The following is a 15,145-nucleotide window of genomic DNA, read 5'->3' as shown; positions in this document are numbered from 1 at the left end:
ATAATGCCGGCCAGTTTTTTCAACTATGGCCGAATCAGGTAAACCATGAGCTACGACCAGATCCCCGCAGGCAAAGACATTCCCAACGACATCTATGTCGCCATCGAAATTCCAGCCAACCACGCGCCGATCAAGTATGAGATCGACAAGGACAGCAGCACACTGTTCGTTGACCGCTTCATGGCAACGCCGATGTTCTACCCGGCAAACTACGGCTACATCCCTAACACACTAGCCGACGATGGCGATCCGCTTGACGTGCTGGTTGTGACTCCGCACCCGGTTTCCCCTGGCGCGGTCATTCGTGCCCGCCCGGTAGGCGTGCTGCACATGACCGACGATGGCGGCGGCGATGCCAAGGTGATCGCTGTCCCCCACGACAAGCTGAGCACACTGTACCGCGACATCCAAGAACACACCGACCTGCCTGAGTTGCTGATCCAGCAAATCCAGCATTTCTTTGAGCATTACAAAGATCTGGAAGCGGGCAAATGGGTCAAGATTGACCGCTGGGGCAACGCTGACGAAGCCCGCGCGGAAATTGTTAAGGCTGTAAACGCTTACCAAAAATAAGCGTTTCGCCCCTTAAAAAGCCGGCCACAAGCTGGCTTTTTTTATGCCCGGAAATTAACAACCCTGTACCTTGTTAATCCTCTCCCCCAGCAGAGTGCATTGCATGACCGACCGTTACTTCGACCAGATAGGCACACATTTCGCCCGCAAGATTTACGCTAGCCCCAAGGGCGCTATTCGCCTTGCGGTGCTGACCCGTGACTTGGAGCAATGGTTGCGTGAGCTGAACGAAGGCGAGCGCAGGCTCCGTGTCCTGGACGTCGGCGCCGGACTGGGACATGTCAGCGAGTGGCTGTTACTGCGTGGGCATCAGCTTACCGTGAGTGAGCCTTCGACAGAGATGCTGGATGCTACCCGCGAGCGCCTGCAGGCATTGCAATCTGCGTATCCTGCGACCTACCTGCAAGTGCCACTACAGGCACTACCGGAAAGAGCTGAGCAGTACGACTTGGTGATCTGCCATGCGGTGCTGGAATGGCTGGCTGATCCAGCAGATGCACTGCAACATTTGTCCCAATTGGTAGCACCTACCGGCGCCCTGTCACTGGCCTTTTACAACCGCGACGCCCTCGCCTACAAAAATTTGATCAAGGGGCAATTTCGCAAACTCAAGACCAATCAACTGGCAGGCCAAGGCAAGCGCAGCCTGACTCCGCAACAACCACTGGACCCACGAGACATGGCCCAATGGGCCAGCGCGGCAAAGTTCAGGTTGGCCGGGGAAAGCGGCGTGCGGGTGTTCTACGACTATATGCCAGAGCCTTTCAAGAGCGAAGCCAAGCTGGAGGAGCTGATCGAGCAAGAGCTGCATTACAGCCAGCATCCGGCTTACCGGCATTTAGGCCGCTACCTACACTGGTGGCTAAGACCCACACCCGGCCTTGATCGCTGATCAGGCCTAGGATATCCAGCGGTTAGTTCGCCATAAATGCACAAACCAACCGCCCAGTAACAGTGAGCGTAACCACATAAAACAGAAGAAGCCGAGCCACACGCCGTGATTACCCCAGCCTTGCAGAGCCCAGGCAAGCGGCAGATAAAGTAGCAAGGCAGCGAGCATGGCGTTCCGCATAGCGCGGGCCCGCGAAGCGCCAATAAACAAGCCATCCAGCAGATAACTCCATACCGCTGCCAGCGGCATCACCGCCATCCAGGGCAAATAGGTAGCCGCCTGCTGCCTAACCTCAGGCAAATCGGTCAGCAGCGCGATAATGCCGTTGCCGAACAGCAAAAACAGCAACATAAAAGCGCAGCTTAGCAACAGCGACCAAAGCGTTGTTACCACCAGCACCTTACGCAGTGCGTCCGGGTCGCGGCGGCCCAATGCATGCCCGCCGAGCGCTTCAAGCGCATGCGCTAATCCATCCAGACCATGCGAGGTGAGCAACAGAAAATTGAGTAGAACCGCGTTAGCCGCGACCACCTCATCACCCAGCCGCGCGCCCTGCACCACCAACAGATAGAACACTGACTCCAACGCCAGGGTGCGAATCAGAATGTCACGATTGACCCTGATCAAAGGCCCTGCGCCTCGCAACCACAACGCCTGCAACCAATCTGTCTGGCCAGGATAGCGGCGCAGTATGGGCGCCAGCAGGGCCAAGCCCAGCATGAGACCGAGATAGTCACTAATAACAGTTGCCCAGGCGGCACCTGCAACGCCCCATTCCAGCACCACTACCAAGAGAACATCCAGCAGAACATTGCTCAGATTGACCGTCAGCAGAATCAGGAAGGGAGAGCGGCTATTCTGCGCACCAATAAACCAGCCGATGAGCACAAAATTAGCCAAAGCCGCGGGTAGGCTGTGAAGCCGAATCCCAACGTAGAGGCGCGCTTGATCAAGTAACGCCTGACTGCTATCAAGAAAGTGCAGGCCCACGTCAATCAAGGGTCGCTGCAGTAGCCAAACCAATAACGAAATCAGCAATGCCAGCCACAGCGGCTGCAATAACACACGGCGCAGTGCGCTACCGTCCTCTGCGCCACAGGCCTGGGCAGCGAACCCCGTGGTTCCCATACGCAGGAAACCAGCCGCCCAGAGCACAAAAGTAAACAGCGTACTGCCGACCGCAACACCACCAAGGAAGTGTGCACCATCGAGATGGCCGATGACCGCCGTATCGACCAAACCGACCAGAGGCACGCTGATATTGGAAAGAATCATCGGCAACGCGATAGCCCACACGCGCTTGTGGGTTGGGGTATCGCGCCATAGTTGCAGCAAAGCGCCGCCGCGCGCCACGCGCTAGCCGCCGGCCCGCTTGACCTTAAAACCTTCGGCCGTTAACAGCTCGCAGAGCAGCTCAGCCTTGTCACCCTGAATCTCGATGACACCATCCTTGACCGAGCCACCGCAGCCGCAGCGGTTCTTCAGTTTCTTGCCCAAGGCCTTCAGCTCGTCAGCTGCCAGCAATACACCAGTGATACTGGTAACCGTTTTACCGCCCCTACCCTTGGTTTCGCGACGTACGCGGACGACCCCATCACCCTCAGGCACGGCTTGTTCAGCGCAGCGACACTCAGCTAGTGGCTGGCTGCACTCCGGACACACACGCCCGCTGTCGGTTGAGTAGACCAAACCACCCAGGGCCTGCAGACCGTTCTTCTTTACCATGTTTAATCCACTGAAATTTGTTGCAACAGCCGCTGCAGCGCATCCATTGAGTCAGGTGCGTATTGCTCGCCACTACGCTGCCACTGGCTGTGTGGATCTATCCAGCGAAAGTCTTGCACCTCTTCAGGCTGCATTTCCAGCGGACCGTCCCAGCAGCAGCTGAACACGCCCGCCCACAGGCGACTGTCTGCCGACTCAAAGTAAAAACGCAGGTGCTCAGTCAAGGTCACACCGGCCACACCCAACTCTTCAGCGAGCTCGCGCTCCGCGCCCTGCGCATAACTCTCCCCTGCTCCCACTACGCCACCTGCAGCCACATCCCAGAAACCCGGATACAAGCGTTTGTGGTTAGTACGCTGGTGCAGACAAAGCTGGCCGGCAGAGTTGAACACAAAGATAAAAGTGCAGCGGGTAATCAACCCGCGTGCCTGCGCATCACCGCGGCTCACTGCGCCGAGCGGCTGATCATGCTCATCCACATGAGTCACACGCTCGGCAGCTGAAGCCGCCAGATAAGCTTCTATGGCTGCTCTATCCACTACCTAGCCCTGTTCAAGCAACCGACGCAGGTCGATCATCGCTGCGTTAGCACGTGACAGATAGTTAGCCATCACCAGCGAGTGGTTCGCCAACATGCCGAATCCACCGCCGTTCAACACCATGGGACTCCACAGGGTTTCCTGCGTGGCTTCCAGATCACGGATGATCTGTTGCATGCTGATCAGCGCGTTCTTCTTGGCCAGCACATCGTGGAAGTCGTGCTCGACCGCGCGCAGCAGATATACCAGCGCCCATGAGGTGCCGCGTGCCTCGTAAAACACATTGTCGATTTCCATCCACGGGGTAGTCTTGCCTAACTTACCGCCTTCTATTAGGGGCGCACGACCCACACTGGCGGACAGTCGCTGCGACAGCGAACCTAAACGCGTACTCACATCACCCACCCAACTTGCCAGATTGTCGGCGCGGGCGTAGAACTGCGCATCACCCTTGTTCAAGCGGGTAATGTAGCTATCGAGCTGATCCATGCCTTTGCGATATTCACTCTCGCTGGAAGGAAACATCCAACGATTGTTATTGGTGCTAAACAAGGGTTCTGCTTTGGCCAGGTTAGCGTCTTCGGTGGACTGCGACTGCGAACGAGCCATGTCACGGCGTAGCGCGCGGCTCATGTCGCGTACTTGCACCAGCACACCAAACTCCCAGCTCGGCATATTGTCTAGCCACAAGCCGGGGGGGAGCCGATCATTACTGATGTAGCCGCCGGGCTTATTCAATAACGTAACCATCAGAGAATCCAGGGTGCGCGCCGTGTACTCACCCGTAACCAATTGGTTTCTTTCAGCGCTCACGATTAGAGGCGCCATATCCGGCTCGCGGCTCCAATACCACCCGATCACCAGGCATATCAACAGATAGACCACTAAAACGCCCAACACGATCTTGCCGACCGTTGAACCTTTCACGTTACTGCCGTCGCTCGAATCCGTGCGCGTTCCGAATTTCATCTCTGCACTCCTGTTTCAAATCTGCACCCAGCATATCATGGGCGGGCGTAGTCAAGGCCAGCAGCGGGTGCTTGCCGGGTAAGGCACATGGCCATCTTTCATCAAGCTGTAACACAACTGACATTATGATTTAGGCATTGCTCTACCCACCTTCCAGCATTAACGGGTCTGCCATGCGCCTGAAATCACTCACTCTATTCAATACCGGCCTGCTGGTCGCCGTAGGTATCGCGCTTGGCGCTAGCCTGTGGTGGTCTCAACATGCGCTCAAAACGCCCTACGCGCTGATGGACACATACTTGAATATAGTCGCTCAAGTACAAAGTCTGCAGCGCGATACTGAAGCTTATCGTATTAGCGGTGATGCGCTACGCCATCAAGAGGCGCAGAACACCGCCATTGCCGTAGCCGAAAACCTACAGCTTCTACCTGCCAACATCCGTCAGCCGCTGGAACAACCCCTGACCGACTTCACCGAGTTCGTCGGTGCAGATCTGCTGGCGGTTGGCAAACTGGCCGGCGATCCGCAGGCCCTATTGGTGCAGGCTGAGCGCGAAATCATGGCCGAGCTGCAAAGTCTGACCAGCTACGCCAACGCAAGTGCCGCAGAAAATAGTCGCACGGCGCTGCAATACATCACACTGCTCGATAGCTTGCAGTCTGATTTACTGCGTATCAGTCTGGCTCGCGCCAGGCTATTCAGCCAGAACGACCCCGCATTAATGGACAACCTGAAACGCTTGATCTCCACTGCGCAACAAAATGCCGAGGAGCTACAGCAGCTACCGCTGCTTGGTGTGGTCAGCGAGACGAGCGTCAGCGCAGACCCTTTCGCTTCGCTATTAGGTGTTGATAGCAACAGCCAAGCCACTCAGACCGATCCAGGCGCAGACTACAAACGCGCTTTGCAATCGCTATTAACGCGCTACCCTGCTGAGCTGCAGCGCACCGGCGAACTCATTGCCGAGCGTGCGCGCTTGCAAGACATCACCCGCGAACGCACCGCCAACCTGCAACAGGGTGCCGACCTGATTCGGCCAGCGCTCACTGCTGAACGTGACAGCATCACTCATCAAGTGCGTAACGTGCAGCTGGCAATCATCGCACTGATCATTCTTATCGCGTTGCTGATCGATCGCATCCAACGCTCGATTGCCAATGCAATCAGCCACTTCGCGCCGGCGCTGTCTACCTATGCCAGCGGTGATTTCCGCAAGCCAGTAAACACCCATAGCAAGACCCGCGAACTGGTTCAGCTAGAGCACTCGGCTAACCAATTGCGCAGCTATTTGATCGATTTGGTGACCACCATCAACCAGCAAGCCGAGTCCCTCAACGGCACCAGCCTTCAGCTAGACCAGCTGTCTGCTGAAACCCATGATCGCGCTGCCCAGCAGCAGCGCGACACCCAAGAAATCAATCAAGACATCGGTGGCATGGAAGAAGCGGTCCGCCTGGTCGCCACTAGCGCCGGAGAAAGCGCCGAGCTAGCACGTTCTGCCAACCGCGAAGTGCGCGATGGCCAGGAAGTCATCGGCGGCACCATTGCACAAATGCAGCAATTGGTAAGCGAGGTCGAAGCCACAGCGCGCACCATCGGCCGTATGGTGAGCGAATCGGACACCATCGGCGGCGTGCTACAGGTGATTCAAGGCATCGCCGAACAAACCAATCTGCTGGCGTTAAATGCTGCGATTGAAGCCGCACGTGCCGGTGAGGCCGGGCGCGGTTTTGCCGTGGTCGCCGATGAAGTACGCCAGTTGGCGCAGCGCACCGCCGGCTCCACCCAGGAAATTCGTCAGCTGATCGAGAGCCTGCAACAGGTTGCCCGCCAATCAGCCACACAGATGAACGAACAGGTCCGTCATGCGCAGAACACGGCCGAGCAGGGCCAACGTGCGGAAGCTGCCCTGAGCAGCATTGTCAGCGCCATCCTGCGCATCACCGAGCTGGCCGAGCACATTGCCAGCCACACCGACACGCAATCCGGCCAAGTACGCACCATCCGCGAGAACAGTCAGCAAATTCACCAGCTGACCGAAGAGAATCTCGGCATGGTGTCGCAAACCCGCGAACATACCCAACAGATAAGCCAACGCAGCAGCGCACTTTTGTCAGCAGTATCGGCATTCAAAATCTGAGCACCGAAGGATTCAGCAACGAATCCTTCGGCATCTGCCTTTCCCCGATCCCAGCCAGCCTTTATGATGGCTGTCCTTTATCTGGCCGGGTGCACGATGCGACTTTTCCGTTTTTTCGTCCTGCTGTCTTTGCTGCTGGCGAGCAGCGCGCAAGCCGCTTTCCCGAGCACAGCCAACTCGTCCGGATCGCTGACCGGGTTATTGCAAGGCAGCAGCAATCAGGCCGATTTTTTACCGGTGCACGAGGCCTTCCGCCCGGGCTTACTAGATGCCAATGACCAGGAAATTCGCGTCATTTTTGACATCGCGCCCGGCTACTATCTGTATCGCCATCGGCTGCACTTCAGCTTGCAAGGCGAGCAAGAACAACCACTTACACCAAGCTTGCCTGAGGGTAAACACAAGACTGATGAGTACTTCGGCGACGTCGAGGTGTATTACAACCAGCTTGAAGTTGTGCTCGATATCTCTGCATTACCTACCGGCGCCAGCCAGTTAACTGTCGGCTTTCAGGGCTGCGCCGACGCGGGGCTTTGTTACCCACCTGAAGTGGTTACGCTTGAACTACCCAACAGCGGCGCAGCAGCAGGAACCGCCACCCCCACTGACGCCGGAGGCTTCAATCAACTGCTTGGCGCGCAATCCGGCGGTCTCGCATTACTCTTGTTTTTTGTCGCAGGCCTGGGCCTGACATTTACCCCCTGCGTACTGCCCATGCTGCCCATTTTATCCAGCCTGGTACTCGGCCGTTCGACCATTGGCCGCGGTCGTGCGCTGGCCTTGGCGTTGGCCTACGTGCTGGGCATGGCCCTTACACTGGCCGTGGTCGGCGCATTAATCGGCAGCTTTGGCGCAGCGCTAAATATCCAGGCCCGCTTGCAGTCACCTTGGGTACTGGGCGCTTTTGCCGCTTTCTTCACGCTGTTTGCACTAGCGATGTTCGGTCATTTTGATCTTAGCCTTCCGCGTTTTTTGCGCGAGCCTTTGGAGCGCCTCAATCAGCGGACCGAAGGCGGCTCGCTGGCCGGCGCCGCCGGTATGGGTGTACTTTCCACCCTGGTGGTTTCGCCCTGCATTTCGGCGCCATTGGCAGGTGCACTGGTGTACATCAGCACTACTGGAGACGCGCTCGGCGGCGGTTTCAAGCTGTTCGCGCTGGGCTTAGGAATGGGGGTTCCGCTACTACTGGTTGCCTTGTTCGGCAGCACACTGCTGCCGCGCTCCGGCCCTTGGCTGAACACCGTCAAGCACCTGTTCGGTTTTGGTCTGTTGGCGGTTGCCATCTGGTTGCTTGAACGCTTGCTCCCCGGCCCACTGACTTTAGCGCTCTGGGCCGCTTTGGCTGCCGGGCTAGCAGTGCGTATAGGACTGTTCAGCGCCAATCATGACAATTACCTGCGGCGCACCCTGGCGCTACTGATTGCGCTATATGCGAGCGCTGCGCTGTTTGGCGCCTTGGCCGGGGGCGAAGACCCGCTACGCCCGCTGCAGCCTTTCAGCGCTAAAACCAGCAGCAACGACGCGACCGACTGGTTTGTCACCCTAGAAGACCCAGCAGCGCTCGACCAAGCGTTGCGCAGCGCCGCCCAGCAGCAAAAACCCGCGATCATCGACGTCTATGCCGATTGGTGCATCAGCTGCAAAGTAATGGAGCGCGAAATTCTTAGTAAACCAGACGTACGCGATGCACTCAGCGGCTATGCACGTATCAAACTCGACCTGACCAACAACACCGCAGCTCAACGTGCTTGGCTCACCCGTCATCAGCTGTTTGGCCCGCCGGCCTACCTGTTTTTCAATAGCAACGGTGAGGAGCTGAAACAGCTACGTATTCAGGGTGAAGTGGACAAGGTTCACTTCATGCGCGTTCTGATAAATGCGGATGCTGGCAACATAACGCCTTAATGCAGGCATCATGCCGGCATTTGGTGCTAACCTTCAGGTTATGGACAGCCCAATCCGATTCCGGCAAACTGCCGGGTAATTCATTGACCGTCTGGTCACACGGATTCAGCGACGGAATATAAGTAAATAAAATGGCTAGCATATTGGTCCTGCATGGACCCAACCTTAATCGCCTTGGCAGCCGCGAGCCCGGTGTCTATGGCGCGACAACGCTGGAGCAGATCAATCAGCATCTGCGCGAGTTTGCCAGCCAGCGTGGCCATCATCTGCTGAGCCTGCAAAGCAATGCCGAACATGAATTGATCGAACGCATTCACGCCGCAGGCGATGAGGCAATCGACTTTATTCTGATCAACCCGGCCGCTTTTACCCATACCAGCGTCGCAATACGTGACGCATTGCTCGCGGTGAGCATCCCATTTATCGAAGTTCACCTTTCCAACGTGTATAAACGCGAACCTTTCCGCCATCACTCCTATCTTTCGGACGTTGCCGAAGGCGTGATTTGCGGGTTTGGCGCCCAGGGCTACGAACTAGCCCTGCAGGCAGCAATACACAAAATAGAACAATCCTGAATACGATTAACCCTGCTCTGGAGTGCACGCATCAATGGATATTCGCAAAGTCAAAAAACTAATCGAGCTTCTGGAAGAGTCTGGCATCGACGAGCTGGAAATTCACGAAGGTGAAGAATCCGTTCGCATCAGCCGTCATAGCCAACAGCCTGTCGCGCCGCAATATTACGCGCCGCCTGCCGCACCTGCTCCAGCAGCTGCTCCAGCGCCAGCCGCGCCTGTAGCCGAAGCGGCACCAGCCGAACCAGCCGGCCATTTGGTACGCTCACCCATGGTGGGCACCTTCTACCGTTCACCTTCGCCGAGCGCGGGTTCCTTCGTTGAAGTAGGCCACACTGTTAAGGCTGGCGACGTACTCTGCATTGTTGAAGCCATGAAAATGATGAACCACATTGAAGCCGACAAGAGCGGTGTAGTGCAGTCCATCCTGGCAGATAACGGCCAACCGGTGGAATTCGATCAACCCCTGTTCAGCATCGCCTGAGCCGGGCCCGGAGGCTTCGATGCATAAAGTATTAATAGCCAATCGCGGTGAAATTGCACTGCGCGTTATTCGCGCGTGCAAGGAACTGGGATTGAAGACTGTAGCGGTGCACTCCACCGCTGACCGCGAGTTGATGCACTTGGCCATGGCGGACGAAACCGTCTGCATTGGACCACCCAGTGCCACTGACTCCTATCTCAATATTCCAGCGATTATCAGCGCTGCCGAAGTTACGGGCGCCGACGGCATTCACCCCGGCTATGGCTTCCTCGCAGAAAATGCTGACTTCGCCGAGCAGATCGAAAATTCTGGCTTTACCTTCATCGGCCCCAGCGCTGACGTCATTCGCCTGATGGGCGACAAGGTATCCGCGATTGCTGCCATGAAGGCCACCGGTGTACCCACGGTACCCGGCTCCGACGGTCCGCTGCCGGAGAACGATGACGAGGAATGCCTGCGGCTAGGTCAGCGCGTTGGCTATCCAGTCATCATCAAAGCCGCTGGTGGTGGTGGCGGTCGCGGCATGCGCGTAGTGCACAACGAGGCTGACTTGATCAAATCGATCGAGTTAACTCGCAGCGAGGCCGGCACTGCCTTCGGCAATCCGATGGTCTACCTGGAAAAATTCCTGACTAACCCGCGCCACATTGAAGTGCAGATATTGTCAGACGGCCAAGGCCACGCCATTCATCTGGGCGACCGCGATTGCTCCTTGCAGCGTCGGCACCAAAAGATTATTGAAGAAGCGCCTGCCCCCGGCATCGACGAAAAGGCTCGTGCCGAAGTTCAGGCCCGTTGCGTAAAAGCCTGTATTGATTTGGGCTACCGCGGCGCTGGCACCTTCGAGTTTCTATACGAAGACGGCGAGTTCTATTTCATTGAAATGAACACTCGCGTGCAGGTTGAGCATCCGGTTTCCGAAATGGTCACCGGTATCGACATCGTTAAAGAGCAGATACTGGTCGCTTCTGGCCAGCCACTGAGCTTTACTCAGGACGACGTCGTGATTCGTGGCCATGCCATAGAGTGCCGAATTAACGCAGAAGACCCAAAAACCTTCATGCCCAGCCCCGGCACGGTGACTTTCTACCACGCGCCCGGTGGCAACGGTGTACGTGTCGACTCTCACTTGTACAGTGGTTACAAAGTGCCGCCCTACTACGACTCACTAGTTGGCAAGCTGATCACTTACGGCGCCACTCGAGACGAAGCGCTGGCACGGATGCGCAACGCCATCGACGAGCTAGTGGTAGACGGCATCAAAACCAATGCCCCGCTACACCGCGAACTGGTTCGCGATCCTGGCTTCTGTAAGGGCGGCGTCAACATTCACTACCTGGAGCACAAGTTGGGTTTGAAATAACCCAACTAATCGCTCGCGATGCTGCACCAATACCGGGATACGAAATATCGTATCCCGGTTTTTTATTTCAGCTTTAAGCTATAAGCTTCCAGCTTTTTGAGGTTCAACATGTCCTGGTTGCAACTACGTCTCGCCATTACCCCGGATCAGGCCGAGTGCCTGGAAGATGAATTACTGGAGCTTGGCGCAGTGTCGGTCACCTTTATGGATGCCGAAGACCAACCCATTTTTGAACCAGACCTTGGCACCACACCACTGTGGTCCAATACCCATTTGCTCGCCCTGTTCGAGGCAGACACCGACCCACAGGCATTGATTCAGCACCTGAAACTCCTGCATCAAGGTGAACTACCCGACCACGAGTTAGAGCAGATTGAAGACCAAGACTGGGAACGCAGCTGGATGGACAACTTCCATCCGATGCGCTTTGGTCAGCGTTTGTGGATAGTGCCGAGTTGGCATACCGCGCCTGAACCCGAGGCGGTAAACCTGCTGCTCGACCCAGGCCTGGCTTTTGGCACCGGCACCCACCCCACCACTGCGTTGTGCCTGGCATGGCTGGATGGTCAGCAGCTAGAGAACAAGCAAGTGATTGACTTCGGTTGTGGCTCCGGCATTTTAGCCATTGCCGCACTATTACTGGGTGCGAGCCATGCGGTTGGAACAGACATCGACGTGCAAGCGCTTGAGGCTTCCCGCGATAATGCTCAGCGCAATCAGATTGCCGATGTACGCTTCAGCTTGTATCTACCGGAAAACATGCCACAACAGCCGGCAGAGGTGGTGGTTGCGAATATTTTGGCTGGCCCGCTGGTCAGCCTGGCGCCTCAGCTCGCCAGCTTGGTTATACCGGGCGGGCTGATTGCGCTGTCGGGCATTCTGGCCGAACAGACAGCGGATATCCTCGCCGCATATCAGGATTATTTCGAGCTCGATCCGGTCGCCGAGCAGGATGGCTGGATTCGTGTCAGCGGCCGCCGCAGACAGTGACAGCCTAGCCCGCTTGTAGGCAGAATAGGCAATCGAATCGCCACGCGCACAGGACGTCCGGTACACCATGAGCGAATTGCAGGTAACGCAGTGCCCCTACTGCAAAACTCACTTCCGTCTGTCTCAGGAACAACTGAGTGCCGCCGCCGGAAATGTGCGTTGCGGCGCCTGCCTCAAAGTATTCAATGCGCTGAGCAGCCATCCGCCAGCAGCCAAACAGAAGATCATCGAGCGCCATAACGCCGCTGGTGAACTGCTAATTCATGACGACCTCGAACTGGATGATCTAGACCTGGAAGCCTTGGGCCTGGATGAATCAATTGTCGAGGAGGTCAATCCGCCGCTATCCGCCAGCCGCGAAGACGAGCATTTGCCCGCGGAGATAATCGAAACGGATTTCAGCGCCGCCGATGACGACCTCTTCGACGACGACCCGCCGCTGAGCCTAGCGGAAACTGCGCAGCTGCATGATCCAGACGAACTGCACCGTTTTAGCGCCATTGATGACGACGACAGCCTCGACCTACATGAAGACTTCATCGCCACGCCACCCTCGCGCGACATCAAACCGCAACAGCCGCCAGAACAGAGCGCTGAGAAGCTAGCCGCGCCACCGCCAACAGCAAAGTTATCAGATACCGCGCGTCTGCTACCCCTGCAGGATGACGCCAGGGAAAATGGCATCTTTTTGCGCGACCGCCCGGCTCCGAACATGACCGCAGAGATCGACCAAGAGCCTTTGGAAGCCGGATTCTCAGCCCACAACGAAGCACCTGAAGTAGCCGACATTCCGCTCGACGAGCCAGACGCCCGCAAGCAACATCGCACCGAGCCGCGTTTGGATGACGACTTGACCTTGCCGGATATCGAAGAAGAGCCGCTACTACTCGACGAAGTGCCCCGCCCGTCACGCCGCCCAAAGCACAGCTGGGTCTGGACACTGTTATGTGCGATAGCGGTGCTAGCCCTGCTGGCCCAAGCAGTTACTTACAATCTTGATGCCTGGGCGCGCGACGCCAAATGGCGCCCGACGCTTGAAAGCGTCTGCCTGCTGGCTGGCTGTGAGCTGCCAGTACGGGTAGATATCAGTCAGGTACGCAGCAGCAACCTGCTGGTACGTCCACATCCAGAGTTTCCCAATGCCGTTGCCATCGACGTGATCATCTACAATCGCGCCGACTACCCCCAACCTTTTCCTGTGGTACGCATGACCTTCAGCGACAGTCAGGGCGACAGTGTCAGCGAGAAGCGTTTCCGACCGGCGGAATATCTGGGTGGTGAGCTGGCAGGGCGCAACCTGATGCCACCGCAAACGCCCATCCACATTGCTTTGAGCATGGTCGCTCCTGGGCCACGGGCGAGTAGCTACGCACTCGACTTCCTTAGCCCCTAAAGCAATCACCAGGCGCAGATCAACCGCTGCGCCTTAGTTGTTCCTGAATGATTAGTCAATGCGAAACTGTACAAAAAACAGCCAGATCAGTCTTTAACCAGTCATACTTTGCAGGTATTATGTTCGCCCTTTTCACACTTCCTCTCAGCGATCGAACCACTAGCTCGGCGCGGGTGGAGTGACTCCGCAGAACAGACCACCGGACAAGACCGGATCGCACAGGGATGGACCTGGCAGTGCTCAGTATCGGACCTTACCAACTACCCAATCCTGTCATTCTGGCGCCGATGGCCGGCGTTACAGATCAGCCCTTCCGGCAGCTCTGCCGACGGCTGGGTGCGGGCCTAGTAGTATCCGAAATGGTTACCAGTGATACCCGTCTTTGGAGCACCCGCAAATCCCAGTTACGCCTCAACCACACGGGCGAGCCGGAGCCACGCTCAGTGCAGATTGCCGGCGGTGATCCGTACATGATGGCCGAAGCCGCCCGTATGAATCAGGATTTTGGCGCACAGATCATTGATATCAACATGGGCTGCCCTGCCAAAAAAGTTTGCAACAAGGCCGCTGGCTCTGCCCTGCTCCGCGATGAGGCTCTGGTGGCCGATATTCTTGAAGCGGTCGTGGCCGCAGTCCAAGTGCCCGTCACGCTGAAAATTCGTACCGGTTGGGATCCAACCAACCGCAACGGTCTTAACATTGCTCGTATCGCGGAGGGCAGCGGTATTCAAGCGCTGGCCGTGCATGGCCGCACTCGCTCAGAGCTGTACACCGGGCACGCAGAGTACGCCACCATTGCAGCGATCAAGCAGGCCATTTCCATTCCTGTGATTGCCAACGGCGACATAACCAGCCCGCAAAAAGCCCGTGAGGTGCTGCAGCAAACCGGCGCTGACGCCGTGATGATCGGCCGCGCTGCCCAGGGCCGACCTTGGATTTTCGGCGAGATCGATTACTTTTTGCGTACTGGCAACGTCTTGCCTGAACCTGCACTGGCGATCCAACAAGGCATTCTCAGCGAGCACCTGACGGCACTGCACCAATTTTACGGGGCCGACCACGGCGCTCGTATTGCGCGCAAGCATGTTGGTTGGTATCTACAAACGCTGCCCGGCGCTGGCGAATTTCGCCGTAGTTTCAATGCCATTACCTGCGCAGATCAGCAACACCACGCAATCGAGCAGTATTTCAGCCGCCTGCTGGAAGGAGATCTAGCAGCATGAACCTCGAAACCTCTACCTTTTTTGACGGAAATCCCACCGTGAGCGACAGCAGTCCATCCATTCTTCCTGCCATCGGCAGCGACGAAGCCCGTAACCCGCGCCCTTTACGCGATAGCGTAGACGAAGCGCTGCGCAACTACTTCCAGCATCTTGAAGGCCAGGACGTTACCGACGTCTACAACATGGTGCTGTCAGAAGTTGAAGCCCCATTATTAGAAAGCGTCATGAACTACGTTAAGGGCAACCAGACTCGCGCGTCCGAAGTCCTAGGCCTGAACCGGGGCACTCTGCGAAAAAAGCTAAAACAATACGGACTGCTCTGACTCTACCCCGATTATGCCGGCTTGGTATGTCCTGGCCGGCGGTAACTTGC

Annotated in this window: 15 protein-coding genes; 11 read left to right on the top strand and 4 right to left on the bottom strand. The window is 56.9% G+C overall.

What is annotated here, in order from left to right; all coding sequences use genetic code 11:
- Window positions 1–45: 45 nt before the first annotated feature.
- Window positions 46–573, top strand: a complete 528-nt coding sequence (ppa, locus tag AC1XYH_RS03135; protein WP_483325208.1) for an inorganic diphosphatase — start codon at window positions 46–48, stop codon at window positions 571–573.
- Window positions 574–676: 103 nt separating this feature from the next.
- Window positions 677–1,465: a methyltransferase domain-containing protein gene (locus AC1XYH_RS03130; protein ID WP_483325207.1), complete on the top strand. Its 789-nt coding sequence runs from the start codon at window positions 677–679 to the stop codon at window positions 1,463–1,465.
- A 6-nt stretch (window positions 1,466–1,471) separates the two neighbouring features.
- On the opposite strand, the gene dinF is transcribed toward AC1XYH_RS03130, so the two are convergent.
- From dinF to AC1XYH_RS03110, 4 genes are read right to left on the bottom strand one after another with little or no spacing between them, the layout of a single operon-like run.
- A complete protein-coding gene (gene dinF, locus AC1XYH_RS03125; protein ID WP_483325206.1) occupies window positions 1,472–2,818 on the bottom strand; it encodes an MATE family efflux transporter DinF in 1,347 nt (448 codons plus the stop codon).
- Window positions 2,819–2,821: 3 nt separating this feature from the next.
- Window positions 2,822–3,190, bottom strand: a complete 369-nt coding sequence (locus AC1XYH_RS03120) for a translation initiation factor Sui1 (protein WP_483325205.1) — start codon at window positions 3,188–3,190, stop codon at window positions 2,822–2,824.
- A 2-nt stretch (window positions 3,191–3,192) separates the two neighbouring features.
- A complete protein-coding gene (locus AC1XYH_RS03115; protein ID WP_483325204.1) occupies window positions 3,193–3,729 on the bottom strand; it encodes an NUDIX hydrolase in 537 nt (178 codons plus the stop codon).
- 3 nt (window positions 3,730–3,732) lie between these two features.
- Entirely contained in the window at window positions 3,733–4,698 is a 966-nt protein-coding gene (locus AC1XYH_RS03110) for a DUF2333 family protein (protein WP_483325203.1), read from the bottom strand.
- 173 nt (window positions 4,699–4,871) lie between these two features.
- Here AC1XYH_RS03110 and AC1XYH_RS03105 point away from each other — a divergent pair, with 173 nt between their 5' ends.
- From AC1XYH_RS03105 to fis, 9 genes are all read left to right on the top strand, one after another.
- Window positions 4,872–6,839: a methyl-accepting chemotaxis protein gene (locus AC1XYH_RS03105; protein WP_483325202.1), complete on the top strand. Its 1,968-nt coding sequence runs from the start codon at window positions 4,872–4,874 to the stop codon at window positions 6,837–6,839.
- Between the two features lie 96 nt (window positions 6,840–6,935).
- Complete coding sequence (gene dsbD, locus AC1XYH_RS03100) at window positions 6,936–8,744, top strand: protein-disulfide reductase DsbD (RefSeq protein ID WP_483325201.1); 1,809 nt, start codon at window positions 6,936–6,938, stop codon at window positions 8,742–8,744.
- A 131-nt stretch (window positions 8,745–8,875) separates the two neighbouring features.
- A complete protein-coding gene (aroQ, locus tag AC1XYH_RS03095) occupies window positions 8,876–9,319 on the top strand; it encodes a type II 3-dehydroquinate dehydratase (RefSeq protein WP_483325200.1) in 444 nt (147 codons plus the stop codon).
- A 34-nt stretch (window positions 9,320–9,353) separates the two neighbouring features.
- Window positions 9,354–9,803, top strand: coding sequence for an acetyl-CoA carboxylase biotin carboxyl carrier protein (accB, locus tag AC1XYH_RS03090; protein WP_483325199.1), 450 nt, complete (start codon window positions 9,354–9,356; stop codon window positions 9,801–9,803).
- Window positions 9,804–9,822: 19 nt separating this feature from the next.
- Entirely contained in the window at window positions 9,823–11,166 is a 1,344-nt protein-coding gene (gene accC, locus AC1XYH_RS03085) for an acetyl-CoA carboxylase biotin carboxylase subunit (RefSeq protein ID WP_483325198.1), read from the top strand.
- Between the two features lie 108 nt (window positions 11,167–11,274).
- Entirely contained in the window at window positions 11,275–12,156 is an 882-nt protein-coding gene (prmA, locus tag AC1XYH_RS03080) for a 50S ribosomal protein L11 methyltransferase (protein ID WP_483325197.1), read from the top strand.
- A 67-nt stretch (window positions 12,157–12,223) separates the two neighbouring features.
- Window positions 12,224–13,549: a zinc-ribbon and DUF3426 domain-containing protein gene (locus AC1XYH_RS03075; RefSeq protein WP_483325196.1), complete on the top strand. Its 1,326-nt coding sequence runs from the start codon at window positions 12,224–12,226 to the stop codon at window positions 13,547–13,549.
- Window positions 13,550–13,779: 230 nt separating this feature from the next.
- Window positions 13,780–14,772: a tRNA dihydrouridine synthase DusB gene (gene dusB / locus AC1XYH_RS03070; RefSeq protein ID WP_483326291.1), complete on the top strand. Its 993-nt coding sequence runs from the start codon at window positions 13,780–13,782 to the stop codon at window positions 14,770–14,772.
- On the top strand, window positions 14,769–15,095 hold the full coding sequence (fis, locus tag AC1XYH_RS03065) for a DNA-binding transcriptional regulator Fis (protein WP_483325195.1): 327 nt from the start codon (window positions 14,769–14,771) through the stop codon (window positions 15,093–15,095). The genes dusB and fis overlap by 4 nt, the downstream gene beginning before the upstream one ends.
- Window positions 15,096–15,145: the final 50 nt, after the last annotated feature.

It is taken from the genome of Pseudomonas sp. GW-45 (genome assembly GCF_056896675.1).
The sequence above is the reverse complement of the archived record's forward strand: the minus strand, read 5'-3'. Positions and strand labels throughout refer to the sequence as shown.

What these genes read in the sequence shown, in the direction of transcription:
- ppa (WP_483325208.1), top strand. Translation starts at nt 46, where the DNA reads ATGAGCTACGACCAGATCCCCGCAGGCAAAGACATTCCCAACGACATC.
- AC1XYH_RS03130 (WP_483325207.1), top strand. Translation starts at nt 677, where the DNA reads ATGACCGACCGTTACTTCGACCAGATAGGCACACATTTCGCCCGCAAG.
- AC1XYH_RS03120 (WP_483325205.1), bottom strand. Translation starts at nt 3,190, where the DNA reads ATGGTAAAGAAGAACGGTCTGCAGGCCCTGGGTGGTTTGGTCTACTCA.
- AC1XYH_RS03110 (WP_483325203.1), bottom strand. Translation starts at nt 4,698, where the DNA reads ATGAAATTCGGAACGCGCACGGATTCGAGCGACGGCAGTAACGTGAAA.
- AC1XYH_RS03105 (WP_483325202.1), top strand. Translation starts at nt 4,872, where the DNA reads ATGCGCCTGAAATCACTCACTCTATTCAATACCGGCCTGCTGGTCGCC.
- dsbD (WP_483325201.1), top strand. Translation starts at nt 6,936, where the DNA reads ATGCGACTTTTCCGTTTTTTCGTCCTGCTGTCTTTGCTGCTGGCGAGC.
- aroQ (WP_483325200.1), top strand. Translation starts at nt 8,876, where the DNA reads ATGGCTAGCATATTGGTCCTGCATGGACCCAACCTTAATCGCCTTGGC.
- accB (WP_483325199.1), top strand. Translation starts at nt 9,354, where the DNA reads ATGGATATTCGCAAAGTCAAAAAACTAATCGAGCTTCTGGAAGAGTCT.
- accC (WP_483325198.1), top strand. Translation starts at nt 9,823, where the DNA reads ATGCATAAAGTATTAATAGCCAATCGCGGTGAAATTGCACTGCGCGTT.
- prmA (WP_483325197.1), top strand. Translation starts at nt 11,275, where the DNA reads ATGTCCTGGTTGCAACTACGTCTCGCCATTACCCCGGATCAGGCCGAG.
- AC1XYH_RS03075 (WP_483325196.1), top strand. Translation starts at nt 12,224, where the DNA reads ATGAGCGAATTGCAGGTAACGCAGTGCCCCTACTGCAAAACTCACTTC.
- fis (WP_483325195.1), top strand. Translation starts at nt 14,769, where the DNA reads ATGAACCTCGAAACCTCTACCTTTTTTGACGGAAATCCCACCGTGAGC.